The following is a 24999-nucleotide window of genomic DNA, read 5'->3' on the forward strand; positions in this document are numbered from 1 at the left end:
TGATGTGGCCCGCCTGAGCAGGGTCACGTTAGGTCTGCGATCCTATTCCAACATTTTTGTTAACATTGCAAGGTGGATCAAACCGCAACATTCCGGTACACACGACTCTCTCGGTTCGAGTGCAAAGTGTCCGTGCCAGTGCCCACCACGCAAGATATGCTTCAGCCAACCGCCTCCTCCCGTCTTCGGGGCTCGTCACCGGAGGTGGACCGGGTCATGGAGTACGTCCGGGCCGGCATCGCCCAGGGGCGGTTCTCCCCGGGCCAGAAACTGGTTGAGATCGACATCTGCACCGTCCTGGATCTGAAGCGCGGCCCGGTCCGCGAAGGGTTGCGCATGCTCGCTGGCCAAGGCGTGCTCGACCTGATCCCGAACCGCGGCGCTTGGGTGCGCAAGCTCGACCGGAAGGATCTCGCCGACATGGTCCAGACCCTGGCCAGCCTCAATGCCGGAGCGCTCTTCCAGGCACTACGCAAAAACGAGTCGGCACGCCTGAAGGCAGTGCTCGATCCGATCGTCGCCGAGATGCGGCTGGCGCAGGCGGCACGCTCCTATCCGGCGCTGATGCGGGAGATCGCCTGCTACCACAGGGCTGTCATCGCTCTCTCCGGCAATCGTTATCTGACGTATCTACTCGAGGCGCTGCACGTCTACCACTACCACCGCTCGATGGCTCTCGAACTGACGGTCGAGAACTGGCCGCTGTATGTCGGCACGTACGAACGCGCTCATGAGGCGGTGATCCGCAAGGACTTTGCCACAGCCGCAACCATCTTCGAAGAGCATGCTGAGCGCTTGCAAGCGGTGCTGGGCCAGGACACCACCCCGGCCATATTCCGCTGAACCGGGCTCGGTTCTCACTGGCGCAAACGTCCGGAACGGGTCAGGAATCGAGATTCCGTGCGCATTCGGAACGTCCGGTTCGACGAGGATCGCTGCCTTTGAGCTTAGGTCTCAGGCGTGCCAATAGTGGACCTTCCTGCAACTGTACCGAAGACCGTGAATGGGGCCGACACCAGTCCGTCTGCTACCGGGAAAACCCATCTGGAAAGCGGAAATGGCCATCGTGCGAAGATCCGTTGACGGCCGTTGGTGAACGACTGTCTCGCAGCCCTTCAAACTCCCAGCAACAAGGATATTGGATCGCATCAGGTAGCGAGTCCGCATCCTGGCCGGAGCAACTATGATCTGGCGCTTCCCCTAGGCGTTCGGAGGAGTAAAGCGAGGACGACTATTGTTGAGCCGTCAAGCTGCGAGGCCTCGCAAATAACTTTGGGTAGAATTAACGGTTAGTCGACAATTCAATCTTGAGGACCGAACTCACAGCTAATATACCGCTTGCCACCGATCGGAGTTCTCCACCACAAGTAATGCATACCCGAGGCGGTTATAGTCGATTTTCTTTCCGCGAAGCCGGAATTGAATACTACCAATTCTCACAGCGCCGATGCCGCAGCCTTGGGATTCCTTTATCAAGCCCACTACGCCTTGCTCCGCCTATGAAAGGATTCGAGCGACGATGCCACGGTCATCTTGAGACCTTGGACGACGTCGTCCTGGAGAGCAACGGCCAGGTTATCCTGGAACAGCTCAAGCACTCGCTGGCTGTGAAGCCGCCGGCAATCACCTTGGCAAGCTTGAACGTGTGGAGGACGCTAAAGGCCTGGATCGAGAGGCGCATCGTGTCAGACAAGAGAGGGCGGACGCCGCGTCGAAAGGCGTGACCCCTCTTCCACACGCCCCGTGCGCGACGGCGTGCGAGGCGTTCCTGGCTATCAACGACGACCTTCAACTCGACATCCTCAAGAATGCTCGCATCATGCCGGGGCAAAGCAACATCCGGCAAATCGAGGATGAGCTTGCAAAGATGCTGACGGGTGTGCGCACAAAGGATCGGGCCCATGTCGCCGCCCGGATGGTCGAGTGGTGGAACCGAGAGATCGTACACGCCCATTGCGGGAAACGGCCCAAGGCAAGTCATCGCCACGAACTGGTGGACCTTCAGATGAACATCGTCGCCGAGGTGACGACCGACGCCTTTGTCGACTGCTATGCCAGGGAGATCCCTCCTCCCGCCTATCAGTCGCATCCGATGGTGGCGAGACAGATCGAACTCGTCGGCGGCTCGGAGGCTGCGATCGACCGTTACGACGTTCGCTTGAAGGAAGAATGGTCGGACCGTCACGTTGACATGTGTGCGCAATGCAGGGGACAGCCTGATGAACACATGGCGCTCAAGGGAAAGGAACTGCTGTCTTGGAGTCATTTCAGCGCTCCAAATGAAATCGAATCCATCGCGCCAACGGTAACCGCTCCGAGCTATGTTCGAGGGTCGTTCCAAGTGCTTTCAATCGATGGGCAAGTCGGCTGGCACCCCGACTACCGCAAGCTTTTGAGTTTCGACAAATGAGCACCGCCCACGATTTATTCGCAGAAACGAATCCGGCGTTTGGGGCGTTGCCCACCTAGGCTTCTGCCGCCGTTATCTGGAGGCGGTCGGCAAGGATCCGCACGTCGCCCTCGCCGACATCGCGGTTCCCATCGCGATGTCGGACGATCTCGATAAATCCTTCACGGAGACGTCCGCGCAAACGGGACTTTTGTTCTGGCTGAATCGCTATCTAGAAAACCGCTTGGACCTGGGGGAACGACTGGAGACCAATGTCCGGCATCCCTTGGATCGTGCAGGGGGTGCCGCTTCCAAGTGCGACGCCTCCCGTGAACCGCACCTATTTGGTCATCTTCAGGATCGCCGCCCCGGTCAATGTTGCGGCGACGGAAGCCAGCCGGGCAAGGTTCAGCCGCTCGCGGAAAAACACGAGGCCGATGACGACCGCAAAGACGATACTTGTTTCTCGCAGGGCCGAGACGAGCGGCACTGGGGCGACCGTCATGGCCCAAATCACCATCCAGGAACCGATATAGCTGGCTAGACCAGCCCCCGCCCCGACCAGACGGCTCCGGCGAGCGACGGGCACCGGCTTGTGCCGCTGCATCCACTGCACGGTGGCCACGATCAGCCCTGATGCGGCAAGGGAGAGCCAGACCACATAGCCGTGAGCACTGCCGGCGGCGCGTGCCCCGTAGCCGTCCAGAAGGGTGTAGGCGGCGATGAAGCAGCCGGTTCCGAGCGCGAAACCGACCATCCGCCGGTCGCGCAGGCCATCGGCCCCGCGCGTCAGGGAGAGGCTCGTGATCCCCAGGCCGATGAGCAGGACCGCCAACTGGCTGGCCATGCCGAGACGCTCGTCCAGGAACATGATCGACACGCCGGCCACGAGGAGCGGCGCGACGCTGCGAGCCAGGGGATAGGCATGGCTGAGGTCGCCGGCCCGGTAGGCCTGGGCGAGGAACAGCATGTAGCCCACATTGACCACGGCGCTGGCCGTGATGAACGGCCATGCCTCGGCCGCCGGGATCGACACGAACGGCAGCAGGATCAGGGACAGGACCATCTGGGTGAGCGACATGGTCTTGATCACCGACAGGCGATCCCCGTCCGCCTTGACGAAGGCGTTCCAGACCGCGTGCATCATGGCGGCGAGCAGAACGATGCCGAAAACCTCGATCGCCATCGGATTGGTCCCCCCATCGGCCCCGTTGGGGCTCGTTTCCCGCGCCCGTCAATGCACCATGGCCGAACCGTTCGGCATAGTCTCAAAAAGTCGAACGTAAGGGGCTTCGTTCCTGCCGTGATAAGGCCTCAGGTCTCGGGAATGCTCGATGCGAAATCGGCCGGGATTCGCGCTCTCAACTTGCAAACGATCTGCTGCTCCGTCTCTGATATCACGGGCGGCGGAATAAGATCGCTCCGGCTCAGGCTCTTGTGGGTCTCAGCGAAGCGGATCGCGAGAGAGGCCGCAGGGCGCCAGCCCGTGCTCATCAAGCGGCCCGGATCGGCCAAGCAGGGATAGTCTCTGAACGGAAACCAGCTTCGGGCCGGAAGGCCGGATGCCGCGGAGCCTGCACGGATCTGGCGATCCGGGACACCTGCCGCCTCCGCGAGCATCGTTGCAAGCTCCGACAGGGTGAGAACCTGCGGATCGGCCACATTGAAAGCCTCAATGCCGTGTCCTGGTCCGAACGCCAGCCCTTCGACGGCCTCGGCAAGATCGTCCTCGTGGATGAACTGCGCCTGTGTGGTGCCTTCGCCCGGCAGCAGGATCGGTGTCCCGGCGCATTGTCGCGACCAGAACCATGTCTCGCGATCCAGATTGTTGCCGGGACCGAAGATGTAGGGAGGACGAACGAAGACGACGCGGTCAAAATGATCGGCGTCGGCATAGACATCCTCCGCGTGGGACTTGTCGCGGCCATAGTCTCCCCAGACCGAAGCCCCTCCGACTGGTTCGGTTTCAGACGGCGGCCGGCGGGCCTTGTTCGCGTACACGGCCGCACTCGAGATCATCACCAGACGCGGAGCGCGGCCCCTGAGCGCCTCGGCCAGGATGAGAGCTTGGTCCGGCCGATAGCAGTTGGTGTCGATGACGACCTCGAAGGCCTGATTCTTCACGGTCTCCCCGACAGCGACCGGATCATTCCGGTCCGCGATAAGCTGCCGTGTGCCGGCAATCGGCCGTGACCCACGATTGAGGACCGTAACCTGGCACCCCTGCTCCTGGAGCCGTCGCACGATGGCACGCCCGACGAACCCCGATCCCCCGATGACAAGCGCCCGCGTCATGGTTCTCCCCGTAAGCTCTTACCCGCATAGCATCGTTGGCTCGGTAGTGGCGACTCGCTGCTTCTGAACCGGCCTGGAGGGACAGTGAGACGACCCACGTGCTCGATTCTCAGCGGGACGGCGAAAAAACGGTAATCGCCCCAATTCCCGGGCCTCGACCGTTGCGCCATCGAGCCCATTCTCAGACAGCACGCGCATTAAGGGCGATCCGCCCGAAGCTACACGAGATGGCCCCGCTCGATGCCGACTTCCCGGATGTAGCCGCTCGCAAGATAGCTCGGGATCTTGCGGGTCTCCGCCATCACCCGGCGTTTCAGCTCCGGCTCATGCCACCATCTGTCCCGCGGCACACCAAAGTAGTTGATCGTGGAGCAGGTCATACGTTTGACTTCCGGCCATTGTGCTCTGACCGTCATGGCGTAACGACGCTTGGCATAGATCTTCCCGATCAGAAGAAGCTCTCGCACGGCGGAACCCATCATCTCCCGCGAGAACATGACATTCTCACCCGTATTGCGGGATCGGCACTCCGTCAGAATCACATGGGCCGGCACCCCGGCTTCGACGAGCCGCTGGGCGAGTTGGTCCGCCTCTGGCCGAGCGATGCCCTGGGTGCACCCACCCGAGATGATGAGCCTCTCAAAGTACCCTTGGTCGAACAGCCATTTCGTATGCTGCACCAGGGGCGCTTGCGCATGCCGGCTCCCGAACAGAAGAGCATGCTCGCATCGGAACAGCTCAAGCTCCGGGGCGATGTAGTCGATGATCCTTTGTCGGGTGTTGATGGCTGATTCCATGATGGTCTTTGATAAGCATGCCGAACAACTTGCTGGACTATATTGCTGTCACCCGAATTTCCAATAAGCCTGCGTGGCAACGGCGAGATTGTCCAAGAATTTGGTAACAAAGACCACTAAGCAGCAGGCGAATACCTGGAACCACTGCATTCTTACCGTCCGGGATCGTGGAAGCATTCAACGCGTCGGCGAAAGGGTGGTTAACCCTGCTTTGTCGTTGTAGCGTCCAGATCATCGATAGCCTGCCCGCCGGAAACTCTCCCATGACCATGACAGCAATGATCGCGTATGCCGCGGCTCTCCTCGTCGACGTTGCGACGCCGGGACCCGCCATGTTCGGGGTCGTCTCCACGGGTCTGGCCCGAGGATCATCCGCCGCGATCGCTGTCGGGCTCGGGATCGCCCTCGGCGACATCCTGCTGGTCAGCGTGGCTCTTCTGGGGCTGGTCGCCCTCACCGCCACGTTCGAGTGGGTGTTCGCATTCGTGAAGTATGCCGGTGCCGCCTACCTGATCTGGATCGGCATCACGATGTGGCGGTCCAAGCCAGAGCCCATGGACGGAAGGCCGACCGGTTCCCGTCGCACGTTCTGGAACATAGGGCTCGGGGCCACGATGGCGCTGGGCAATCCGATGGGGATTCTCTTTCATGCCAGCCTGATGCCGCTGTTGCTGGATCTTGGCTCGCTGACGATCCTCGACGCAGGGGTCGTTCTCGGCATCGTCTTCACGGTCAACACGATGACGATGGGGTTCTACGGCCTCCTTTCGGGGCGGGCCTCCTCCTGGTTCCGGCCGCAAGGCCGGGTGCGGTGGATGAACCGCATTGCCGGCAGCGCGATGGTCGGTGTCGGGGCCGTTATCGCGTCCCGGTGAATGTCTGAGGACAGGGGCTGTCCAGTGCCATGACATTAGACCTGTATGGGTTGCCGATGGTACCGGACTGATCACAGGACTTTTGTGACGTTTGCTACCGAATACCGGGTTGCCCACCCCTTCGACCTGACTGCCTGTGGCTTTCCCAAGACACAGGGTCCAGCGGGAGACGAGCGACCAAGTTTTACCCTCATGGAGCCCTGCATTGACCGTTGAACTCGTGAGCCTGCGGGAGCGGCCGGACCTGCTCGGCAAGGCGGATGAGCTTGTCGCCTCCCTCTGGCCGACATTCGTGCTCAAGGATCCGGTCGCCGGACGCTACTGGCCCAAGCTCTCTTCGCCCTCCTTGGCCCCCTTCCAGGCCCTCGCCGTGGAGACGGGCAGCGGCACCCAGACCGTTGTCGCCTTCGCAAACGCGGTGCCGTTCGCGTTGGATCGCGACGGCGATCCGGCGACGATGCTGCCCGACGACGGCTGGGACGGCGTGCTGCGCGACGGGGTCGAGCTGATGCTGAGAGGGGAACAGGCGAATGCCCTGTCGGCGCTGGCGATCACGGTCCATCCCGCCCAGCGCGGAAGCGGACTGGCGGAACGTCTGATCGGGGCCATGAAGCAGGCCGCGCTGACGGCCGGCCTGTCGACCCTGGTGGCGCCGATCCGGCCGACCCGCAAGGCGCTCTATCCGCTCCAGTCCTTCGACGAATATTGCGCCTGGACGAGGGCCGACGGACTGCCGTTCGACCCGTGGATCAGAACCCATTCCCGGTTGGGCGCCCGCATCGTCAAGGTCGCGCTACGCTCTATGACGGTATCGGGCACGGTGGCCTCCTGGGAGGCCTGGACGGGCCTGAGGTTCCCGGCGACGGGCTGCTACGCGGTTCCGGACGCCCTCGCCCCGGTTCGGATTGACCGCGCCGCCAACACAGGGACGTATGTCGAGCCGAACCTCTGGATGAAGCACCCGCTGTCGGGATGAAGTGCGGGTGCCCGGACAGCGTTTCATCATGTTCGTGGCCGCCGTGTCTGCAAAACGGGTGAACCTGAATGACTGACCCTAGAAAAGACCCGCTTTATCGGGATCCGGCTTTGGCCCAGTTCTACGACTTGGTGAACCGATGGTGGATCGACTTCGATTATTGCACCTCGCTCGCGGCGAATGCGGCTTCGATCCTCGATCTCGGATCCGGAACGGGCGAACTGGCTGCGGCGCTCGCCCCAAAGCGGCGGGTGACCGGGGTCGACCCGGCCGCCGCCATGCTGGAGATCGCGCGCAACCGGCCCGGAGGTGACGAGGTCACCTGGGTCCAAGCGGACGCACGTACGGTGCGATTGGGGGAACGCTTCGACCTCGTTCTCCTCACCGGGCACGTCTTCCAGGTCTTCCTGTCCCAGGAGGACCAGAAGGCCGCTCTGGACACGATTGCGGCCCATTTGAACCCGGATGGCCGCTTCATCTTCGACAGCCGCAATCCCAGACTTCGCACCTGGGAAGGTCGGGACCGCCACAACAGCCTGCATCGGCTCGAACATCCGCAACTTGGCACCATCGAGGCTTGGAACGAGCCCGTCTATGACGATGCGACCAAGATCCTGACCTATGAGAATGGCTATCGGATCCTTGCGACGGGCCAGGCCTTCTCCGCCTCGGCCCAGATCCGCTACACGCCTCAGGAGGAGCTTGCGGCGTTGCTTGAGGCATCCGGATTGGTGGTGGATACATGGCTCGGAAGCTGGGATGGGGGCCCGTACCACCCGGAGGCCAAGGAGATCATTCCAATCGGCCGGCTTGCTTGAGATCTTCGTGAGCGTTTCAATTGGGAACCAATAACCTGTACTGTGCCGCTGGGGAGGTCCGATCGACATGAAGAGCATCGTCAAGGGGCTGGTTTCCCTGAACGTTCTGGCCTTCCTCATCACGGCGGCGGTAGCCTGGTTCCTAAGCCGGAGCTCTGCCTCGGAGTTGCTCGATACGGCCAGCTATGTCGGGCTCGGAATGGGTGCCCTTGGAGCGCTCATGTTCGTAGGCTCCGGTTCAGGCATCAGCGGCTCCACGGGAATGGCCGCGAGCGCGGCGGACCAGCCAAGCCGGATCATGAATGCGCTCTGGATGGACCGGACCTCAGGCATCTCGACAGGGGCCCTTTTCGTACTGGGGAGCCTCAGTTGGATCGCCATCGCATGGCTGTTGGCGGCGATCACGGGCCATCTTGAGACTGCGTAGTTCGCAGAGTTCCCATTTGGAATCAGGCCTCGGCGTCAGTGACATAGAGATATCGCAGAACCTCCTGCCCGGTGGCGCGGCTGATCCTGGTGAACACCTCCCGCCGCTGATGAACCCTCTCGGCCACCTTCTGGGAAGGCAGGTTTTCGGGGCTGGTGATGCTCACCACCCGCGGCATCCGGAGGATGTCCAGCCCGTAGCACACACAGGCGCGAGCCGCTTCCGTCGCCAAGCCTTGGTGCCAGAACCCGCGCCACAGGTGATAGCCGACCTCCGGCTCCTGCCCGGCTGGCGTCCTCTGAAGGGTGAGCCCGCAATCGCCGATCGGATCGCCCGTATCCCTGCTGATGACAGCCCAGAGGCCGAACCCGTTCCGGGCGTAGCTGTCGAAGGCAAGCTCCTGGAACCACGCCCGGGTCTCGGGACACGACTTCGGCGCGGGATAGAACCGCATGCACTCCGGGTCGCGATAGATGCGATGGAGACCAGGGAGGTTAGTTGGGGCGATTTCCCTGATAAGGAGCCGGGGAGTGGACAGGATCTCACGCATCTCCACGCCTGCTGAGACAATGACAATCGGGGTTCGCGTTCTGCGCAAGCACTCATCTGAGATTGCTACAGATTGTTTACCGTGACCATTACAAGATGCCTGCACCGGGCGCGTTGCGTATCAGCCCGACGGAGTTCCATTGCTCCAGGCGTGGACGCTGCCTGGCTCAGGTCTACCTCCTCAGCCAGGGCTTTTCCATTACTGGCCCGGATTTCGCGGAGGGACGTTTGGAGGGACGTTTATGGAATGCGAGTGGTTGCGGCTCTAAACGCCGAATGAAGCTTCAATGCCAGGTCAGGCTCGAGACCGAGCTCTCGGTCGCCGTGCGGCCGATCGCCTCGCCCATGAGGGGGGCGATGCTGATGACCCGGATGTTGTGGGCGACCTTCACGGCTTCGGTCGGGATGATGGAATCGGTGATGACCAGTTCCTTGAGCCGGGAGCCGGCGATGCGGGACACGGCCCCGCCCGAGAGAACGCCATGGGTGATGTAGGCATAGACTTCCTTCGCGCCCTTGGCGAGAAGAGCATCGGCAGCGTTCACCAGGGTGCCGCCGGAATCGACGATGTCGTCGACCAGGATGCAGGAGCGGCCGGCCACGTCGCCGATGATGTTCATGACCTCGGACTCGCCCGGACGCTCGCGGCGCTTGTCGACGATGGCGAGGGGCGCATCGATGCGCTTGGCCAGCGCCCGGGCGCGCACCACGCCGCCCACGTCGGGCGAAACCACCATGCGGTTGCCGCCGTCGAGCCGTTCCTTGATGTCGCGGGCAAGAGTGGGGACCGCGAACAGGTTGTCGGTCGGGATGTCGAAGAAGCCCTGGATCTGACCGGCATGAAGGTCGAGGGTCAGAACGCGGTCGACACCCGCACGGGTGATCAGGTTCGCCACCAGCTTGGCCGAGATCGGCGTGCGTGATGCGGACTTCCGGTCCTGGCGGGCGTAGCCGAAATAGGGGATCACCGCCGTGATGCGGCGCGCGGAGGCGCGGCGGAGCGCATCGGTGATGATCAGCAGTTCCATCAGGTGGTCGTTCGTGGGGAACGAGGTCGACTGAATGATGAACACGTCCTCGCCGCGCACATTCTCCTGAATTTCGACGAACACTTCCATGTCGGCGAAACGCTTCACCTGGGCCTTGGCCAGCGGAACGTTGAGATAGGCGGCGATGGCCTCGGCCAGCGGACGGTTGGAATTTCCCGCAACGAGCTTCATGCAAGCAACTTTGGCTCTATGTGACCGATGGCACCCGCTACACCATGCCTTAACGCCTGCACGGCCAGGCACGAGGCTCTTAACAGCATTACGAAACCGTCACAATAGACGGAAGGTCCAAGAGGCTCACACCTGGCGAGCGAGAACGCATCATCGAGATGCATGACGAGGGCTACCAGGCTCGCGCCTTCAGCAATGCCTTTCTTGATATGGCCCGGCGCCCCCCTGAGCAGAGCGCGAAGCAGGCCGCCGAAGCAATTTTTGCGATCAGATCATTTCGTAAAAGCAGCGTTATTGAACGCTCTTTGGAGGGAAGCGTGTCAGGCCGATTTGGTCTGCTTCATGGAAGCTGCCGAGGGGAACGTCAGATAGAAGTCGCCGATGCCATCAACCCCACCTATCGCGATGTCCCTCCCGCTGTTTTTGTCCGCCAGGTAGCGCTCAGCACCGTACGTCGGGGCCCAACCTTGGCCGACAATCCGTCCTTCCATGATTTGAACGCTGCGGTTGGCTTTGAAATCGAGACCTTCTGCCTTTTGAGCGCGCTCGATGGAAATGGTTCCGTTGGCAACCGCATCCTCGAACGCCTGAGCGGAAGCCTTGTCCCAGATGGCATGATCTGTGTCTTGAGCAATTTTCTCGCGCATCCTGGAAATGACTGCTGCCCGAAACTCCTCATTGGACACAGCATGCATGCCAAACTCGTCGGATACTGCGACCATTCCTGCGGGGACGCTGCTGGTGCTCTTGGCCGAGAGATCGAACATGGCCGCGCCGATCTGACCTGCAATGTTTTTCGTGGCCGACGACAGCGGAACGATGCCGCTGGAGGCGGGAGCGGCCTTTGAGGCTAGGCTGGCCTTCGAGGAAGCAGCCTGATCAGAGGAGGCGGCCAGCAGGATCTGAAGACCTTGGGCGAGGGTGGAATTAACGTGCATGATGGCCGTCCTGGAGCGCCGGTGCCCGCATCATGCCCGGGCTCAGGCGGAAAAGAGGACGTGGCCGCATCATGCGCCACAAATAGGAATTCAGGGCTATAGTAGAGCGGCATAGTTACGACAACCTCACCATTCGTTCGAGAAGGCAACGGCTCTGAATTGCGTGACATTGCCTTTATGGAATGAGCTTAGGCTGGATAATTGCATGGCCGATTATTCGGAGGCTTCAGCGCTGTATGTCCCGGAACCAGGAACCAGAGGATATTCGACGCCTCGACCAGATCATCCGTGCCGATCCTGATCTGATGCAGCTTCTCACGGCCGCTTGTCGGCTCGAACTCCCCCATTGGCGCTTGGGTGGAGGGTGTATCTACCAGACGGTCTGGAATGCCCTGACGGGCCGACCGAGGCGGACCGGGATCAAAGATTATGATCTTGTCTACTTCGACAGCTCCGATCTGTCCTGGGAGGTCGAGGACGCGGTCATTCAGCAAGTTGCCGCTGCCCTGCCGCCGCTGCCGGGAGACGTTGAAGTCCGCAACCATGCCCGGGTGCCGCTCTGGTTCGAGGAGCGATTTGGCTTTCCGTGCCCTCCGGTCGCCCATCCCGACGATGTGTTCCGGCAATATCCTCTCAGGGTTCAGGCCCTTGGGGTTCGGCTCGGCAAGGATGGAAACCTCAGCGTCCTTTGCCCCTTTGGCCTTGAGGACCTGTTCGCCATGCGAGTTCGCCCGAACCGCGCGTTGCCGAACAGAGCCAGCTACGAGGAGAAAGCCAAACGTCTGGTCCAGACATGGCCGGAGCTCGTTGTCGAACCCTGGTCGCAGTGACAGAAGCGAGTGCGAATTTCCGAGAAGACGCTTTATGGGACCGGATGAAGGTGCATTTGACCACATTCGGAAGCATTGCGGCACTACTCTGACAGCGGTTAAGTAAAGACCTATTTATCATGGCCTCTTATCCCGCATGCGACGCCCTTGAATACTTAGGATATCTTCAGAGTTCAAAGCGATCTTCGGCCGTCTTCCCAACTCTCCGACTGGCGCGACGGCGCAGAAATGATACACAGGCCTATGGCCGGTTTCTACCCTCCCATTGAGCCCTATGATGCTGGCATGCTCGACGTCGGTGACGGGCACCACGTCTATTGGGAGACCTGCGGAAATCCCGCCGGGAAACCCGCCCTTGTCCTTCACGGCGGTCCCGGATCCGGCTGCACTGTGAATGCCCGGCGGTACTTCGATCCGGGCGCGTATCGCATTGTTCTGTTTGACCAGCGCGGAAGTGGGCGCAGCACCCCCCACGCCAGCCAGCCCGATGTTGATCTCTCTACCAACACCACATCACACCTGCTCGCGGACATCGAGCTGCTACGGCAGCATCTTGGGATCGAGCAGTGGCTGGTCCTGGGCGGGTCCTGGGGATCAACCCTGGCGCTCGCCTATGCTGGGCAGCAACCCCAACACGTAACCGAGATGGTCCTGTTCAGCATTGCCACCACCACGGCATCGGAAATCGACTGGATTACCCGAGGGGTTGGCGCCTTCTTCCCCGAGCCGTGGAGCCGCTTTCGAGGTGGCGTCCCAGAGGCAGAGCGGGACGGAAGCCTTGTCGAGGCGTACCACCGCCTTCTCGTGCACCCGGACCCTGCTGTGCATGAGAAAGCTGCACGAGATTGGTGCGATTGGGAGATGGCCATCGTTGCCGTGCATCCCACTCATAAGCCTCATCCAAGATACGAGGACCCGGCATTCCGGCTAGGGTTTGCCCGCCTCGTGACCCACTACTGGCGCCACCAGGCGTGGCTAGAGGATGGAGCTCTGTTGCTGGCGGCAAGCCGTCTGGCAGGCATCCCAGGCGTTCTGATCCACGGTCGGCTGGACATTGGCGGACCGCTCATCACCCCCTGGAAGCTCAGGCAGCAGTGGCCAGGCAGCGAGCTGATCGTCGTCAGCGAGGCAGGTCATGACGCGCGCGACCCCGGCATGACCGAGAGCATCGTTGCTGCAACTGATCGGTTTGCGTGAACTTCGCGAATTGGGCCTTACGCCGCTGTCGGCTTGAATAGGATGCCCAGGCTCGTCATTTGCGCTCAGGCCGGTTCGCCTTCGGCTGCACGATAGCACCAGCGTTGGAATGGCGATTGTCCGCCTGCTCTCCCTGTCGGATACCATCACCTTTCATCCGTCCATCAAACAGGAACGGCTGTGTTCCATGCGTGCTCGTAGCAGCCGGATCCTGCGAATGTCTGGATGGAGCATCTTGGGCGTCGGCAGTGGTCGCGGCCAGCGCCAATGCAAGTGCGATTGCCAGTCTCGAGATGATAGGCCTCTCCTCTTTCCGCACGGAATCAGCGTGACGGCATCACTTGGTTTCGGTCACCGCCGCAGAGCAACTCGGCATTCGGTAGCAAACGCCACCAGACTTCCGTGACTTGACCCGGTAATGTCCGCAGGCAGTTGATTTCCGCTTATCCACTGACGGTTGACCTTTGTGGCAGATGGCGTTCGCTCCCGCCCCTCTGCACCGCCCGTTCCCGTGCCCCCAATGTCAGTAAGTTTACCGCCGTCACGAGGCTGGCGTCCCTGTCCTCAACCCGGAGGATGAACTCGTCGATGTTCCCATCACAGACCTGATGGAAAGCATGCCAGATCTGGCTGCCGCGCATGTTCATATCGTCGAGGTCGAGGAGCGTAAGGACAGGCGAAAGGGCATGCTGGCAGACCAGGAGGAGAACTTCTGTGCTCCCTGGATTTCCTTCCGCGACGGTGGCCAAGATGTTGTCCATTGTGGCTGTTGCGGACAGCCTTGCTCGTTCCGTTTTCACACCCGCCCAAATTCCCGTGCTTTGAGGGGCAATATACGGGATTCGGAACACTCGGTCGATCCCTCGAAAGGGATCTTTATCCTAGCCGCGTTGTTAGAGGCGACCTTGAGCAAGGAGGCATGCGTCGTTGCCTTCGGCACCACCTTATCGGCTCGTTTACAAGATCAAACCTTACAAATTTTGCTCGGCACCGAAGAGGCTAAGGGCTTCCCATATCAGTTGTTTATCAAGCTACTGGTGGTCTTTGCTACCGAACGCTGGAGCAACTGGGCACCAGGATGATGGCTGTTTGATGGGGCCTGACCCTTTCGCGAAACGTGACATCATAGAATTCAGAGCCCTTTGATAGTCCGATTTAGGTCAGGAACCGGGATCCGGTACGCTGTTGGACCAGTCGCTGAGCCGGGGATTGCCGCCCTCGAGCTTCGATCCAGGACATGCCGGGACTACACCTTGCGCAGGTCTGATCCTCCTCAGCCGCTCAATCATCTCGTCAGGCACGGGAAGGAGCAATTCCTCCCGGGAGCGGTTCCGCAGCACCTGTCCAATGTGCGCGATGACGTGCCGTGGGAGGCGTGGTGTGCACTGGCTCGTCCCGCGGCTTGGCCGCTGGCTGTCACTGGCCCCCATGGCTTCTCTCCATCGCCGTGCGCCGGCGGTTGTTTCAATTGATGCAACCGAACACACGGCGCAAGGTCCGGGTTTCAGGAATGGCGTGCGGCAAATCCGGCCCTCAGGGAGGTGGATCAATCAAATTTGGACGGCCCCGTCTCAGGGGGGCAACATTGCACGCCGAAACACACCCTGAAGGGAGCACCTGAACGTGAAGTGGTCGCCATCCTAGCTTGTAAGCGCCGGCCGGGAGCTGGACGCTGCAAGTGGTGCGGCCAGCTCCCCCCTTCCCGCTTGAAAACACAATCAGCTCCACAATGTCCTCCTGGATCGGCAACGGATCCGGAAGTGCCGGACCCTTATTCAATGACCGTCCAGACCCTTACCCCGAGCCTAGCTCCGAGGTCCGGGCCCTTCGGCAAGGATTCGAGAGACTTTTCGGAGTTGTACCCGGGCACGTACTCCCGGGTGGGCCGGGTATTCCCGGGGGCAGGAATGAATAGGATCGAGTCCTTTCGCCTTCCCGAAACTGGGATCATAGCAAGGAAGCGGGCAACCACCTGTAATTGCTCTCACGCCTCGAACGTCATGAGGCGAGACAACTCAGCGGCCTCGCGATGACAGCTCAGGCGGCGCCCCCTGACAGGTAGCGTGTGACGAGAATGGGGTCTTGAATCCCACACAGGCGGCCTACTGCGTCTTCTTTTCGTCAGCCCCCGTGGGGAGCCATTTCCTAGCCCCGTACGTAGCTTGGTAGGATTCACCCGCTCCATCTGAAAGCGGCGCCGCCGCACGGGAGAGATGCGCGGACGAAGGTCCTTCATACCCGTCAAACATGACAGGTGCGCGCCGAAACGTGCCTCCCTGGATAAAACCTGGGTACTTTTGGCCCTGCGTCGCGCGGTTTAGATCCGTCTGTTCCCGCTTCTCGGGGCCATCGCAGTGCGACTGCGGCAGGACTCCCTGGCGAAGTGCTTGTCTTCCGGGCAAATTTGGCGACCCCTGCAGGGCTCGAACCTGCGACCTACTGCTTAGAAGGCAGTTGCTCTATCCAGCTGAGCTAAGGGGCCATTGGGCCATGGCCCTGACGCTAGTGAGTCCAGGGCCCGACGCGATTGAACTTGAAATTATCGGAATAGGACATCGTCCGCCGCTTGATCTCCTGAGGCTCCTCGACCCGGTAGGCGATGCCTTCGCGCTCCGCATAGGCCATGGCCTCTTCCTTGGTGTCGAACCACAGGCGGAGCTGCTGACGCATATCGCCCGAGCTGGTCCAGCCCATGAGAGGCTCGATTTCGCGGGGCTTGTCCTGCTCGAAGACGAGCAACCATTGCTTGGTCCGGGCCAGGCCGGACTGCATTGCGGATTTGGCGGGTTTGTAAATCCGGGCAGGCATTGGTTTTCGCACTCTCTCCAACGACTTAAGCCGGTGAGGATGGTCGGGGCGGCAGGATTTGAACCCGCGACCCTCTGCTCCCAAAGCAGATGCGCTACCAGACTGCGCTACACCCCGAGTCTCTCAACAGCTTGGTTTCTCTATCGATTTGAGAACCCCTAGGCAAGCCCCAAGGTTGCAGCTCCCAGAGCAATAACAGCGCAGTTAGCCATCGTGCGGACCCGGCGGGCCGCGCCAGCGAAAAGCGGACCCGGTATTGGCTGACGCGGCCCTTCGGGTCCGCTCAAACGCTACGCTGCTCCATAGAGGGAGCATCGCATTGATCCCAAAAGGGGATTCCACTCTTGGGTCCGATACTCTAGAGCCTTTTCCGCAAAAGTGGATGCCGATTATGCGAAGAAAAGGCGTCTTTCTCAAACAACAAATGCCTTTTCCGTGAACCGAAGTTCATGGAAAAGGCTCTAGCCCCATGATGCCATGAATTCCCGATGAAAAGGCCCTGAACATGCCCTGGAGACCGTCACGAAGCCACCGGTGAGCCAACGAGGTAGAGGCGCGATGCTTCGGCAGCGCAGCAGCGGACGCCCGCGCATTTCACGAATGCTGCCGTGGATACGCCTCAGGAAGTCCAGCAAAAGCTCGGCAGGAGTTCTTTAGGGTTACGGCGCTCCGAACGAGGCCCGGTTTTAACCTACTTGATGGTCGCGAGCGAAGAGCGTCGGAATAGTTTGCGCATGGATGGAGCTCCATCATGCCGCGCTATTTTTTTCATCATCTCGTTGGCAATCGATTATTCCGGGATCGGATCGGAGTCGAACTGCCGGATCCCAGACACATGCCGAATGCCGACCCGGATACGGAAGGGTGGGCAAAATGCCTCGGCAAGCGAATTCAGCCGGGTCGCATCATGGTTGTGACGGACCAGGCCGGACAGGTCGTCTTTGTGACCGCAGTCTGACTTTCCGGCAGGATTCCCTCGCCTCTTTCCCCTCCTATGCGGAATATGATCACAGCGCCTTACGACATTAAGTCAGTTGTAGGCACCCGCTCCGTCCATCTATATTTCGTGGATCAAGGGGGGAGCGACAACATGGCGACGTTTACTTGGTCGGGATCGTACGGCTTTGACCTGAGAGATCTCGATCTTTCCGGGCTTGCCGATGCCTATGACTACACGCGCACGTCCACCGTGTTCGCGGCCCGGTACGACGCCAAGGGGTCCTTCCGGGACGAGTTTCGCGGGACCGGATTCGCCTATGACCGCGACGGCGTTCCCGTCTCCGGAACCGTCAAGAGCTATGCCGCCATCGCGTCCGGTAAGAAAGTCGGCTTCATCGACGGCCTCAACATTTCCGTGAAATCGCTCGTCGCCGCCGCAATGACCTATTCCACGGCAGACGACCTCAAGATCTTCAAATCCGCTCTCGCCGGCAACGACCGGCTCACAGGCGGCGCCTCCGGAGACAAGCTGGAAGGCTTCGGCGGCAACGACATCCTTTACGGGAAGGCAGGGGCCGACAAGCTCTATGGCGGAGCCGGGGCAGACACCTTTGTCTTCAAGTCAACGGGCGACAGCACGGTCTCCGCTTCCGGGCGCGACACGATCTTCGACTTCACGCCATCTCAGAAGGACAGGATCGACCTGCACGTGATCGACGCCAACAAGAAGGCCGCCGGCGATCAGGCCTTCAGCTTCATCGGCTCTCAATCCTTCCATAAGAAGGCGGGTGAGCTGCGCTATGAGAAATATGGAACCGGGGTCCTCGTCAGCGGAGACGTGAACGGCGACGGCCAGGCCGATTTTTCCATCTATGTGAAAGGCCTTTCGACCCTTTCGAAAGCCTATTTCATTCTGTGACAGCCACAACGCTGAGGGGACCGTTTCGCGGCGCAGTGGATCTCGGCTTTCGCTGACCCGTGTTCCAGGGCGAGATCAGATGCCCCGATGTCATCCGGAGCGGGCCGTCCGCCTCACCGTCTGAAAAGCGGGTGCTCCACCTTGTCGCCCGGCTTGATGCCCAGCCGGGCCGCGGTGCCGGCATTCAGCTCCAGGACGGCCAGAACGGGCTCGCCGGAGGAAATGGTGCGGGTCGATAACGGCTCCGTATTGGCCGCGACGCGCGCGATCGTGCCGTCCTGCCGGATGAACAGCATGTCGAGGGGCAGATAGGTGTTCTGCATCCACATGGAGACCGGCTCGACCCGGCCGAAATCGAAGAGCATGCCGTGGTCGGCCGCCATGGAGCGGCGGAACATCAGCCCCTGGGCCCGGTCGGCGTCGTTACGGGCGACCTCGACCTGGAAGCCATGCTTCTGGCCTCCCTGGGTCGTGATCGACAAGGCCTCCATCGCCTGGGCATAGACCGCTCCGGCCGAGGCGATCACGAGGGCGAGGGCCGGAAGGGCCGGGCGAAACCGCTGGAACACGAACGCAACCTGTCAGTGGGAGTGCGGCAGAGCCATCTCAGCCAGGCGGACCTCGGCGGCCATGAGGCCCTTCGAACCGTCGCCGAAGCGCACAAAGACCCGCTCACCGGGCTTCAGCTCGGCGATGCCATAGCGTCGAAGCGTCTCCATGTGCACGAAGATGTCGGGCTTGCCCTCCCCCTGCGTCAGGAAGCCGAACCCGCGCAGACGGTTGAACCATTTCACCACGGCCGGCTCGAGGCCGCTCGTCGGCACCACCTGGACGTGCGTGCGCGGCAGCGGAAGCTCGGACGGATGCAGGGCCGTCGACTCATCGAGCGACAGGACCCGGAAGGCCTGAAGGCCGCGCGGGCGCTGAACGGCCTCGACCACGATCCGGGCCCCCTCGTTGGCGGCCTGATAACCGTCCCGGCGCAGGCATGTCACATGCAGCAGAACATCGGGCATGCCGTTGTCGGGGACGATGAAACCGAAGCCCTTGGCGACGTCGAACCATTTGATCCGGCCGCTCACATGAATGAGTTCGAGGGAATGCTCCTCCGCGGGGGCCTGAGCGACCTCACGGCGACCTTGATCGAAAGAGGAGCTTTCCTCTCGGAGATTGAAGGAGTTAGAGCCGAAATCGCTAGTCATGAATAAACCCGAACTCGAATCAAAAATCCCGATTCTTAAAAAGAGGATAACATCGTCCTGATTCAGGGGAAGACGGAAACGCGCCTGAAAATGCGATGATTTTTTCAGCACTCGGCGAGACCATTGAAATTACGACAGAAATACCGACAGGATGGGCCCAATTTCTGCACGGATCACCAGATCGGCCTCGTCGTCGAGCGGGGTCGGCTCCCGATTGACGATCACGAGACGGGCTCCGTTCTCCTTGGCGAAGGCCGGGAAAGCCGCGGCCGGGTAGACCACCAGGGACGATCCGACCACGAGGCAGAGATCGCAGCGCGCCATGGCCGTCCGGGCCCTGCGCATGGCTTCTTCCGGCATGGACTGCCCGAAGGAAATCGTTGCGGATTTCAGAACGCCCCCGCATTGGACGCAGGCGGGAGGGTCCCCGCTCGCCTCGAAACGGCTCCTGATCCAGTCGAGCTCGTGGCGGCGCCCGCAGGACAGGCATCTCGCAAAGGTTCCATTGCCGTGAAGCTCGATGACCTGCTCGTCCGAGAGGCCAGAGGCTTGATGAAGGCCGTCGATATTCTGTGTGATCACCGCCGGCATGCGGCCCGAGGCCACGAGCGCGGCCATGCCGAGATGCCCCTGGCTGGGCCGCGCGCCGCGATAGAGATCGTCCATGACGAATTTCCGGCGCCAGGCCTCGCGCCGCGCTTCGATACTCCGGAGAAAGAGCTCGAAGGAGATCGGCTTGTTGCTCAGCCAGGGACTGCCGGGGGACCGGAAGTCCGGAATGCCGCTCTCCGTCGAGATGCCCGCCCCGGTAAAGCCGACCACCATCCTGGCGTCGTGAATCATATCCTGCAATTCGGAGATTGACGCTGCGATGTTCCCGGTCATGTCACTGATATATGCCGCTGGGGCCCCGTGAGAAGCGCCTCCCAACAACAGGAACCTCATTCCGTGACCGACGAACTTTCCCGCGCCGGAGCCACCTGGAGGCGCGCCTCGGCCGACGCATCGGCGGGGCACCCTCCCGCAGCCACGTTCCAGCGGTGGGACGCCATCGATGTCGCCCGCGGCGTCGCGATCCTCGCCATGATCGTTTATCACTTCGGCTGGGATCTGAGCTTCCTGCAGCTCATCGAAACCAACGTTCTTCAGATTCCGGCATGGCGATGGTTCGCGCGGGGAATCGCCGGTTCCTTTCTGCTGCTCGCCGGAGTGGGACTGGCCCTCGCCCATCTGCAGGGCTTCCGTCGATCCGCCTTCCTGAGACGCCTCCTGACAGTCGGAGGCGCGGCCTTGGCCGTTACCCTCGTCACCTACTTCGTCTTTCCCGACAGCTACATCTTCTTCGGCATCCTGCATTGCATCGCGGTTTCGAGCGTGCTCGCGCTCCCCTTCCTGCGGCTGCCCCCTGCCATCACCCTACTGGTCGCCGCATTCTGCCTCGCGGCGCCCTTTCTTTTCACGAGCGCCGCTCTGGACGCGCCCTCTCTCGACTGGCTGGGCCTCGGCGCCTCGGACCCCGTGACCAACGACTACGTTCCCATCTTTCCATGGTTCGGCATGGTTCTGATCGGGGTCGCACTCGGCAAGGCGCTGGTGCCGCGCGCGGGCGCATGGCCCCTGGCGCGCTGGCGGGCGCGGGATCCGCTGTCGCGCTTCCTCGTCTTGGCCGGACGAAAGAGCCTCCCGATCTACCTTCTTCACCAGCTGGTGCTGCTCGCGCTTCTCTCCGGCATTCTGCAGGTCACCGGCCCGAACCCGAGGGCCGAAGCGCGGCCCTTCATGAATGACTGCGTGGCCTCCTGCCTGAGGGAGAATGTTCCTGCGGCCACGTGCAGTTCCGTCTGCTCCTGCACGGTCGATCGGCTGCGCCAGGACGATCTGTGGCAAAAGGCTCTGAGCGGCGCGATGACCGAGGATGAGAGAACCCGGATGTCCCGCATGGCCCAGCAATGTCTGCGGCGCGATCCCTCCTGACAGGGCTTCCCGGGACGAACCGGGTCTCACCGGGTCTTATGGCCGATACCGTGAAGGAACACCGGTGAGAGGACCGATTTCTCCGGCGGCAGCGGCATCTTGCAAATTCCCAAACGTAATTTGCACGGGTTCAACGCGGACGCTATGTTGTATTGGAGCGATACGCGATATCGTCTCTCTCCGACACTACGTAAGCCACCCCAAGGAAACGCCATGACCCACCAGTTGGAGGCGAACGTTGCGCGTGAAATTGTCGATCTCTGCAAGGTCGTCGGCGGAGGCAGCGTGACTCATGTCGACATGGACATGTCGCTGACGCACGACCTCCACTTCGATTCCGGCCAGCTCATGCAGTTCTTCTCGCGTGTCGAGCAGCTCTATGCGGGCTTGGCCCTCGACCGGTGGTTCATCGAACATTGCGCCAATGGCCAAGACACGGTTGGCGGCGTCGTGCGCTATATCGCCGATGCCCTGCCCCGCGCGGCATCCGAATTTTCCTACACGGCCCATCAGCCGCCCCGGTCCGGTCCAACCTCCACCGGCGCATGGCGCCGAGGCCCGGCCGGTCGCTCCTAGAGCATCGGACACGGGAAGAGGAATCCACTTTTGGGATCGAGCCGATGCTCCCTCCTTGGAAAGAGCGCATCGTTCCGCCGAAAAACCGGGGCCACTTTTTCGCTCTATGCGCGAGAGCATGGGATGTGAAAAGCGGGTACCGGATCTGCGTGAAAAGATGCTCGAACGCAAAAGCTTGATGCGTCGGATGTGAATTCGATATCACGTCCGATGCTCCTTCCTCCTGAGGAGCGCTCGCCTCCTGAGGAGTGCTCGCGTGCGACACTTGTGAACTTGGCAAGCGGGAGTGAAGAAGCCGCTGGAAAACTCCCGCGGCTTCGGCGTTAAGTTCCCGAGCCTACCCAATCATCTTGAAGAGGTGCTGTCGTGTTGCGGGACTATCTCGCCGATCTTCCCCTGGTGGCCATCCTGCGCGGATTGCGTCCGGATGCCGCCGAAGCTGTCGGAATGGCCTTGGTCGAAGCGGGCTTCCGCATCATCGAGGTTCCCCTGAATTCGCCCGATCCGTTCCGCAGCATCGAGATTCTGGCCAAAGCCATGCCGACCGGCGTCCTCGTCGGCGGAGGCACGGTTCTCGATCCGGAACAGGTCGACGGCATTCGCGACGTGGGCGGCAAGCTCATCGTCATGCCGCACGGGGATACCGACGTGATCCGCCGCGCCAAGGAGCACCGCATGCTCTGCACGCCCGGCGTCGCGACGCCCACGGAGGCCTTCGCGGCCCTCAAGGCGGGAGCGGATGCGATCAAGATCTTTCCCGCGGAGGGCATTCCCCCGGCGATCGTCAAGGCTTGGCGGGCCGTGCTGCCGAAGGACACGATCGTACTGCCCGTGGGCGGCATCAGGCCCGACACCATGAAATCCTATGTGGATGCGGGCGCCGACGGGTTCGGCTTGGGCTCCGCGCTCTTCACGCCCGCCATGAGCGTCGAAGACATCGCCCGCAATGCGCGCGCCTTCGCGAGCGCATGGAAAGAACTGCGCTGACGGTGAAGCTCCTCCAGCCTTCACAGGAACCGCCTTACGGACAAGGCGTTCATACGGCACGGCTTTCAATAGGAGTTTCAACCATGAGAAGACTCGCTCTCGTCCTTGCCGCGTCCGTGCTCGGCACGGTCGCCTTCGCTCAGGACACCACGACCACCATCAAGAAGGAGGAAGGACTCCTCGGCAGCAAGACCACGATCGAACAGAAGCGCGAGCCGAGCACGACGTCCTCCACGACGGTCACGACCGGCTCCGGCGTGGGCTGCACGACCGAAACGAAGCAGAAGACCAACGAGTTCGGCGACACCACGACGAAGAAGACGACCGAGTGCTGAGCGCGCACGCGGCTCTGGCGTTACAGCAAAGCCCGGCTTCGTGCCGGGCTTCCTTGTTGGAGGCCGGCTATCGCATCGTGCGGACCTCCGGGTCCGCTCGCAACGATGCGCTCATCTATGAAGGGAGCATCGGATGCAATCCCATAAATGGGAACCGTTTTGCGCAAAAGATGTTCAAGAACAGTGGCTTACTGCATCGGGCGTGCCATCGAACTCACATCCGGGGCTTCAACATCGCCTTTGAGCGTCGAGCGCTCACCGGCTCGCCCTTTTCGCGTGCATCCGATCAACGGCGCTTGCCGCCGCGTCCACCGGGAAAGAAGGGAACCGTCAGCAGGCGCCGCCCCGTCTCGTCCACGATCTCGAGTTCGATATTGCCTGCATCGCTCAGCTCGTCGCGCAGTTCCTCCACCGTGGCGAGGGCTTCGGCGCGGGCGGCATCGAAATCCGGCAGCTCGATACCCTCCTCGTCCTCGTCGACATCGTAACCGTCACGGATATTGAAGAAAAAGCGAGGCATGGCAGAACGCTCGAGAAGAGAGATGGCGAGAAAACTGGTTCGACTTCGTCAGGTTCACTCTAGACCATCGTGCGGAAAAGTGGATCCGGTTTTCGCTGACGCGGCCCTTCGGGTCCGTCCGGACGATGCTGTAGTCCAAGGAGAATGCATCGGACGGGTCCCAAAAGTGCAAGTCCACTTCCCGTGTCCGACGCTGTAGAGCATCGAACGCAAAAGTGGGAACCGGTTTTGCGGGAAAAGATGCTCAAGACCCAAGGGTGCAAGCATCGGATGCGGGTTCGATGTCACGTCCGATAGAGTAGCGGGAGGGGCCCCGCCCGGACACCGGAATCTTGGTGAGGAGGCCCTGTTATCCAGCATAACGTGAGGCTTGCGCGGCAGGGACACTTTTGGAAGGCTTGCGCGTTGAAGGACACATCAAGGGGGGCGTGCGGGAAAACCGCTAAGGATGCGTCATGATCCACCGTCCCCTCGCCGCTCTGTCCGCTCTCGGGTGTTCGCTTCTCGTCGGCCCCTCCGCCTTTGCCCAGGTCCAGGCGTCGTGCGGGCCACGAAGCGAAATCGTGAAGCTGCTTTCCGATCAATACAAGGAGAATCCTGTCGGCATCGGCCTCGCCCAGCCCGGTCAGGTGCTCGAGGTCTTCGCCTCGCAGGCGGGCACGTGGACGATGGTCATGACCATGCCGGACGGCAAGGCCTGCCTGATCGCGGCGGGCAACAACTGGGAAATGGTGACGAAGGTCAAAGGGGACCCGGCCTGACGCCGAATGCGTCGGGCGGCTCACCAGAACCAAGTTGCTTCGAAAGGATCGAGACAGTCAATTCGGTCGCTCGGGAACCTCGATGGCCTCAACGAACGGAAACTCCAGGACGATCTCCCCGACCTCATCAGTGACCTCGATATAGCTTCCAGCCCAGTTCACGGGCTGTGGAAGTTCCGAGTTCATGATGTTGCGAGCCGTCGCTTGGGTCGCCCGCCAAGCCGCGTCCATGTCCCTGAACTCTTGTCCATCGGGGTCCTGGATGACGTCTTCGCCTATATGCACATGAAAGAAATAGCGTGGCACGATGTTATGACCTCGGGCTGACAGAAGCTCCGCGCAGCACAGCGGAAAGACAGCCTCAGGCCACACGACGCGGCGCAACGAGGTTCCATTCGTCAGTGCGTTCGGCTCGCTTTCTCAAAGGACTTGCGAGCATAAGGACAAGTTCGTGCTTTGCTCAAGCCAGATGTATGGCCACCGCAACCAAAACACCCAAGGTGCTCAGACCCGCAGCCGCGCCGAATGGGATGAGAATCGCCTTCAGTTCCTCAGACATTGAGACCCGCCCGATGGAAGCGTTTAACGAAAACTTAACGCAGCACGACGGCATCCGATCCCACTGGACGAAAATTTGCGTCGCCCAAGTGATTTGCGTCGCCCAAGT

General features: G+C 61.3%; 28 protein-coding genes and 2 tRNA genes. 16 read left to right on the top strand and 14 right to left on the bottom strand.

Features of this window, described 5'->3' with window-relative positions; translation table 11 throughout:
* Nucleotides 1–216: 216 nt before the first annotated feature.
* Together AB8841_RS19770 and AB8841_RS19775 are read left to right on the top strand one after the other, a co-directional pair.
* The gene (locus AB8841_RS19770; protein WP_370437511.1) at nucleotides 217–843 is read left to right on the top strand and encodes a GntR family transcriptional regulator; all 627 of its coding nucleotides are present in this window, start codon (nucleotides 217–219) and stop codon (nucleotides 841–843) included.
* Between the two features lie 877 nt (nucleotides 844–1720).
* A complete protein-coding gene (locus tag AB8841_RS19775; protein WP_370437512.1) occupies nucleotides 1721–2410 on the top strand; it encodes an ABC-three component system protein in 690 nt (229 codons plus the stop codon).
* Nucleotides 2411–2729: 319 nt separating this feature from the next.
* On the opposite strand, the gene AB8841_RS19780 is transcribed toward AB8841_RS19775, so the two are convergent.
* From AB8841_RS19780 to AB8841_RS19790, 3 genes are all read right to left on the bottom strand, one after another.
* Nucleotides 2730–3575: an EamA family transporter gene (locus AB8841_RS19780; RefSeq protein ID WP_370437513.1), complete on the bottom strand. Its 846-nt coding sequence runs from the start codon at nucleotides 3573–3575 to the stop codon at nucleotides 2730–2732.
* Between the two features lie 128 nt (nucleotides 3576–3703).
* Nucleotides 3704–4684, bottom strand: coding sequence for an NAD-dependent epimerase/dehydratase family protein (locus AB8841_RS19785; protein WP_370437514.1), 981 nt, complete (start codon nucleotides 4682–4684; stop codon nucleotides 3704–3706).
* A gap of 218 nt (nucleotides 4685–4902) precedes the next feature.
* Nucleotides 4903–5481, bottom strand: coding sequence for a YdcF family protein (locus AB8841_RS19790; RefSeq protein WP_370437515.1), 579 nt, complete (start codon nucleotides 5479–5481; stop codon nucleotides 4903–4905).
* A gap of 263 nt (nucleotides 5482–5744) precedes the next feature.
* On the opposite strand from AB8841_RS19790, the gene AB8841_RS19795 reads away from it, so the two are divergent.
* The 4 genes from AB8841_RS19795 to AB8841_RS19810 all read left to right on the top strand — a co-directional run bounded on the left by AB8841_RS19795 (nucleotide 5745) and on the right by AB8841_RS19810 (nucleotide 8577).
* Nucleotides 5745–6356, top strand: coding sequence for a LysE family translocator (locus AB8841_RS19795; RefSeq protein ID WP_370437516.1), 612 nt, complete (start codon nucleotides 5745–5747; stop codon nucleotides 6354–6356).
* A gap of 205 nt (nucleotides 6357–6561) precedes the next feature.
* Nucleotides 6562–7332, top strand: a complete 771-nt coding sequence (locus tag AB8841_RS19800) for a GNAT family N-acetyltransferase (protein WP_370437517.1) — start codon at nucleotides 6562–6564, stop codon at nucleotides 7330–7332.
* A 68-nt stretch (nucleotides 7333–7400) separates the two neighbouring features.
* The gene (locus tag AB8841_RS19805; protein ID WP_370437518.1) at nucleotides 7401–8150 is read left to right on the top strand and encodes a trans-aconitate 2-methyltransferase; all 750 of its coding nucleotides are present in this window, start codon (nucleotides 7401–7403) and stop codon (nucleotides 8148–8150) included.
* Nucleotides 8151–8217: 67 nt separating this feature from the next.
* Nucleotides 8218–8577: a hypothetical protein gene (locus tag AB8841_RS19810; RefSeq protein WP_370437519.1), complete on the top strand. Its 360-nt coding sequence runs from the start codon at nucleotides 8218–8220 to the stop codon at nucleotides 8575–8577.
* A gap of 22 nt (nucleotides 8578–8599) precedes the next feature.
* Here AB8841_RS19810 and AB8841_RS19815 read toward each other — a convergent pair whose 3' ends face one another.
* The 3 genes from AB8841_RS19815 to AB8841_RS19825 form a co-directional block, all read right to left on the bottom strand.
* Complete coding sequence (locus AB8841_RS19815; RefSeq protein WP_370437520.1) at nucleotides 8600–9127, bottom strand: GNAT family N-acetyltransferase; 528 nt, start codon at nucleotides 9125–9127, stop codon at nucleotides 8600–8602.
* A 283-nt stretch (nucleotides 9128–9410) separates the two neighbouring features.
* Nucleotides 9411–10346, bottom strand: coding sequence for a ribose-phosphate pyrophosphokinase (locus AB8841_RS19820; protein ID WP_370437521.1), 936 nt, complete (start codon nucleotides 10344–10346; stop codon nucleotides 9411–9413).
* A 320-nt stretch (nucleotides 10347–10666) separates the two neighbouring features.
* Complete coding sequence (locus AB8841_RS19825; RefSeq protein ID WP_370437522.1) at nucleotides 10667–11284, bottom strand: hypothetical protein; 618 nt, start codon at nucleotides 11282–11284, stop codon at nucleotides 10667–10669.
* A 236-nt stretch (nucleotides 11285–11520) separates the two neighbouring features.
* On the opposite strand from AB8841_RS19825, the gene AB8841_RS19830 reads away from it, so the two are divergent.
* From AB8841_RS19830 to AB8841_RS19840, 3 genes are all read left to right on the top strand, one after another.
* Complete coding sequence (locus AB8841_RS19830; RefSeq protein WP_370437523.1) at nucleotides 11521–12114, top strand: nucleotidyltransferase family protein; 594 nt, start codon at nucleotides 11521–11523, stop codon at nucleotides 12112–12114.
* A gap of 243 nt (nucleotides 12115–12357) precedes the next feature.
* Nucleotides 12358–13311, top strand: a complete 954-nt coding sequence (gene pip / locus AB8841_RS19835; RefSeq protein WP_370437524.1) for a prolyl aminopeptidase — start codon at nucleotides 12358–12360, stop codon at nucleotides 13309–13311.
* A 617-nt stretch (nucleotides 13312–13928) separates the two neighbouring features.
* Nucleotides 13929–14393, top strand: coding sequence for a hypothetical protein (locus AB8841_RS19840; RefSeq protein WP_370437525.1), 465 nt, complete (start codon nucleotides 13929–13931; stop codon nucleotides 14391–14393).
* 1323 nt (nucleotides 14394–15716) lie between these two features.
* Here the strand turns inward: AB8841_RS19840 and AB8841_RS19845 are convergent.
* From AB8841_RS19845 to AB8841_RS19855, 3 genes are all read right to left on the bottom strand, one after another.
* Nucleotides 15717–15793: transfer RNA gene (locus AB8841_RS19845), tRNA-Arg, on the bottom strand.
* A 20-nt stretch (nucleotides 15794–15813) separates the two neighbouring features.
* On the bottom strand, nucleotides 15814–16119 hold the full coding sequence (locus AB8841_RS19850; protein WP_370437526.1) for an ETC complex I subunit: 306 nt from the start codon (nucleotides 16117–16119) through the stop codon (nucleotides 15814–15816).
* A 40-nt stretch (nucleotides 16120–16159) separates the two neighbouring features.
* Nucleotides 16160–16236, bottom strand: a tRNA-Pro gene (locus tag AB8841_RS19855).
* A 634-nt stretch (nucleotides 16237–16870) separates the two neighbouring features.
* Here AB8841_RS19855 and AB8841_RS19860 point away from each other — a divergent pair.
* Nucleotides 16871–17077: a hypothetical protein gene (locus AB8841_RS19860; protein WP_370437527.1), complete on the top strand. Its 207-nt coding sequence runs from the start codon at nucleotides 16871–16873 to the stop codon at nucleotides 17075–17077.
* 132 nt (nucleotides 17078–17209) lie between these two features.
* Nucleotides 17210–17977 carry a calcium-binding protein gene (locus AB8841_RS19865; protein WP_370437528.1) on the top strand — a complete coding sequence of 256 codons (768 nt, stop codon included), beginning with the start codon at nucleotides 17210–17212 and terminating at the stop codon, nucleotides 17975–17977.
* Nucleotides 17978–18090: 113 nt separating this feature from the next.
* Here the strand turns inward: AB8841_RS19865 and AB8841_RS19870 are convergent, their stop codons facing one another.
* The 3 genes from AB8841_RS19870 to AB8841_RS19880 all read right to left on the bottom strand — a co-directional run bounded on the left by AB8841_RS19870 (nucleotide 18091) and on the right by AB8841_RS19880 (nucleotide 20022).
* On the bottom strand, nucleotides 18091–18504 hold the full coding sequence (locus AB8841_RS19870) for a DUF192 domain-containing protein (protein WP_370439322.1): 414 nt from the start codon (nucleotides 18502–18504) through the stop codon (nucleotides 18091–18093).
* A gap of 54 nt (nucleotides 18505–18558) precedes the next feature.
* Complete coding sequence (locus AB8841_RS19875) at nucleotides 18559–19179, bottom strand: cold-shock protein (protein WP_370437529.1); 621 nt, start codon at nucleotides 19177–19179, stop codon at nucleotides 18559–18561.
* Between the two features lie 129 nt (nucleotides 19180–19308).
* Nucleotides 19309–20022, bottom strand: a complete 714-nt coding sequence (locus AB8841_RS19880; protein ID WP_370437530.1) for an NAD-dependent deacetylase — start codon at nucleotides 20020–20022, stop codon at nucleotides 19309–19311.
* Nucleotides 20023–20127: 105 nt separating this feature from the next.
* Here AB8841_RS19880 and AB8841_RS19885 point away from each other — a divergent pair, with 105 nt between their 5' ends.
* From AB8841_RS19885 to AB8841_RS19900, 4 genes are all read left to right on the top strand, one after another.
* Nucleotides 20128–21153: a heparan-alpha-glucosaminide N-acetyltransferase gene (locus tag AB8841_RS19885; protein WP_370437531.1), complete on the top strand. Its 1026-nt coding sequence runs from the start codon at nucleotides 20128–20130 to the stop codon at nucleotides 21151–21153.
* Nucleotides 21154–21366: 213 nt separating this feature from the next.
* Nucleotides 21367–21729, top strand: coding sequence for an acyl carrier protein (locus tag AB8841_RS19890; RefSeq protein ID WP_370437532.1), 363 nt, complete (start codon nucleotides 21367–21369; stop codon nucleotides 21727–21729).
* Between the two features lie 366 nt (nucleotides 21730–22095).
* On the top strand, nucleotides 22096–22716 hold the full coding sequence (locus tag AB8841_RS19895) for a 2-dehydro-3-deoxy-6-phosphogalactonate aldolase (protein WP_370437533.1): 621 nt from the start codon (nucleotides 22096–22098) through the stop codon (nucleotides 22714–22716).
* A gap of 83 nt (nucleotides 22717–22799) precedes the next feature.
* Entirely contained in the window at nucleotides 22800–23051 is a 252-nt protein-coding gene (locus AB8841_RS19900) for a hypothetical protein (protein ID WP_370437534.1), read from the top strand.
* A gap of 286 nt (nucleotides 23052–23337) precedes the next feature.
* On the opposite strand, the gene AB8841_RS19905 is transcribed toward AB8841_RS19900, so the two are convergent.
* Nucleotides 23338–23571 (bottom strand): hypothetical protein, encoded by a 234-nt coding sequence (locus AB8841_RS19905; RefSeq protein WP_370437535.1) that lies wholly within the window; start codon nucleotides 23569–23571, stop codon nucleotides 23338–23340.
* 455 nt (nucleotides 23572–24026) lie between these two features.
* Between AB8841_RS19905 and AB8841_RS19910 the strand changes: the two genes are divergently transcribed.
* Nucleotides 24027–24332, top strand: coding sequence for a hypothetical protein (locus AB8841_RS19910; RefSeq protein WP_370437536.1), 306 nt, complete (start codon nucleotides 24027–24029; stop codon nucleotides 24330–24332).
* Nucleotides 24333–24389: 57 nt separating this feature from the next.
* Here AB8841_RS19910 and AB8841_RS19915 read toward each other — a convergent pair whose 3' ends face one another.
* The gene (locus AB8841_RS19915; protein WP_370437537.1) at nucleotides 24390–24563 is read right to left on the bottom strand and encodes a hypothetical protein; all 174 of its coding nucleotides are present in this window, start codon (nucleotides 24561–24563) and stop codon (nucleotides 24390–24392) included.
* Nucleotides 24564–24999 lie beyond the last annotated feature (436 nt).

The organism is Microvirga sp. TS319 (genome assembly GCF_041276405.1).
Classification (GTDB): Bacteria; Pseudomonadota; Alphaproteobacteria; order Rhizobiales; family Beijerinckiaceae; genus Microvirga.

What these genes read in the sequence shown, in the direction of transcription:
- AB8841_RS19865 (WP_370437528.1), top strand. Translation starts at nt 17,210, where the DNA reads ATGGCGACGTTTACTTGGTCGGGATCGTACGGCTTTGACCTGAGAGAT.
- AB8841_RS19910 (WP_370437536.1), top strand. Translation starts at nt 24,027, where the DNA reads ATGATCCACCGTCCCCTCGCCGCTCTGTCCGCTCTCGGGTGTTCGCTT.
- AB8841_RS19780 (WP_370437513.1), bottom strand. Translation starts at nt 3,575, where the DNA reads ATGGCGATCGAGGTTTTCGGCATCGTTCTGCTCGCCGCCATGATGCAC.
- AB8841_RS19825 (WP_370437522.1), bottom strand. Translation starts at nt 11,284, where the DNA reads ATGCACGTTAATTCCACCCTCGCCCAAGGTCTTCAGATCCTGCTGGCC.
- AB8841_RS19795 (WP_370437516.1), top strand. Translation starts at nt 5,745, where the DNA reads ATGACCATGACAGCAATGATCGCGTATGCCGCGGCTCTCCTCGTCGAC.
- AB8841_RS19820 (WP_370437521.1), bottom strand. Translation starts at nt 10,346, where the DNA reads ATGAAGCTCGTTGCGGGAAATTCCAACCGTCCGCTGGCCGAGGCCATC.
- AB8841_RS19890 (WP_370437532.1), top strand. Translation starts at nt 21,367, where the DNA reads ATGACCCACCAGTTGGAGGCGAACGTTGCGCGTGAAATTGTCGATCTC.
- pip (WP_370437524.1), top strand. Translation starts at nt 12,358, where the DNA reads ATGGCCGGTTTCTACCCTCCCATTGAGCCCTATGATGCTGGCATGCTC.
- AB8841_RS19840 (WP_370437525.1), top strand. Translation starts at nt 13,929, where the DNA reads ATGCCAGATCTGGCTGCCGCGCATGTTCATATCGTCGAGGTCGAGGAG.
- AB8841_RS19810 (WP_370437519.1), top strand. Translation starts at nt 8,218, where the DNA reads ATGAAGAGCATCGTCAAGGGGCTGGTTTCCCTGAACGTTCTGGCCTTC.
- AB8841_RS19830 (WP_370437523.1), top strand. Translation starts at nt 11,521, where the DNA reads ATGTCCCGGAACCAGGAACCAGAGGATATTCGACGCCTCGACCAGATC.
- AB8841_RS19880 (WP_370437530.1), bottom strand. Translation starts at nt 20,022, where the DNA reads ATGATTCACGACGCCAGGATGGTGGTCGGCTTTACCGGGGCGGGCATC.
- AB8841_RS19770 (WP_370437511.1), top strand. Translation starts at nt 217, where the DNA reads ATGGAGTACGTCCGGGCCGGCATCGCCCAGGGGCGGTTCTCCCCGGGC.
- AB8841_RS19850 (WP_370437526.1), bottom strand. Translation starts at nt 16,119, where the DNA reads ATGCCTGCCCGGATTTACAAACCCGCCAAATCCGCAATGCAGTCCGGC.
- AB8841_RS19805 (WP_370437518.1), top strand. Translation starts at nt 7,401, where the DNA reads ATGACTGACCCTAGAAAAGACCCGCTTTATCGGGATCCGGCTTTGGCC.
- AB8841_RS19875 (WP_370437529.1), bottom strand. Translation starts at nt 19,179, where the DNA reads ATGACTAGCGATTTCGGCTCTAACTCCTTCAATCTCCGAGAGGAAAGC.
- AB8841_RS19900 (WP_370437534.1), top strand. Translation starts at nt 22,800, where the DNA reads ATGAGAAGACTCGCTCTCGTCCTTGCCGCGTCCGTGCTCGGCACGGTC.
- AB8841_RS19790 (WP_370437515.1), bottom strand. Translation starts at nt 5,481, where the DNA reads ATGGAATCAGCCATCAACACCCGACAAAGGATCATCGACTACATCGCC.
- AB8841_RS19905 (WP_370437535.1), bottom strand. Translation starts at nt 23,571, where the DNA reads ATGCCTCGCTTTTTCTTCAATATCCGTGACGGTTACGATGTCGACGAG.
- AB8841_RS19915 (WP_370437537.1), bottom strand. Translation starts at nt 24,563, where the DNA reads ATGGACGCGGCTTGGCGGGCGACCCAAGCGACGGCTCGCAACATCATG.
- AB8841_RS19785 (WP_370437514.1), bottom strand. Translation starts at nt 4,684, where the DNA reads ATGACGCGGGCGCTTGTCATCGGGGGATCGGGGTTCGTCGGGCGTGCC.
- AB8841_RS19860 (WP_370437527.1), top strand. Translation starts at nt 16,871, where the DNA reads ATGCCGCGCTATTTTTTTCATCATCTCGTTGGCAATCGATTATTCCGG.
- AB8841_RS19815 (WP_370437520.1), bottom strand. Translation starts at nt 9,127, where the DNA reads ATGCGTGAGATCCTGTCCACTCCCCGGCTCCTTATCAGGGAAATCGCC.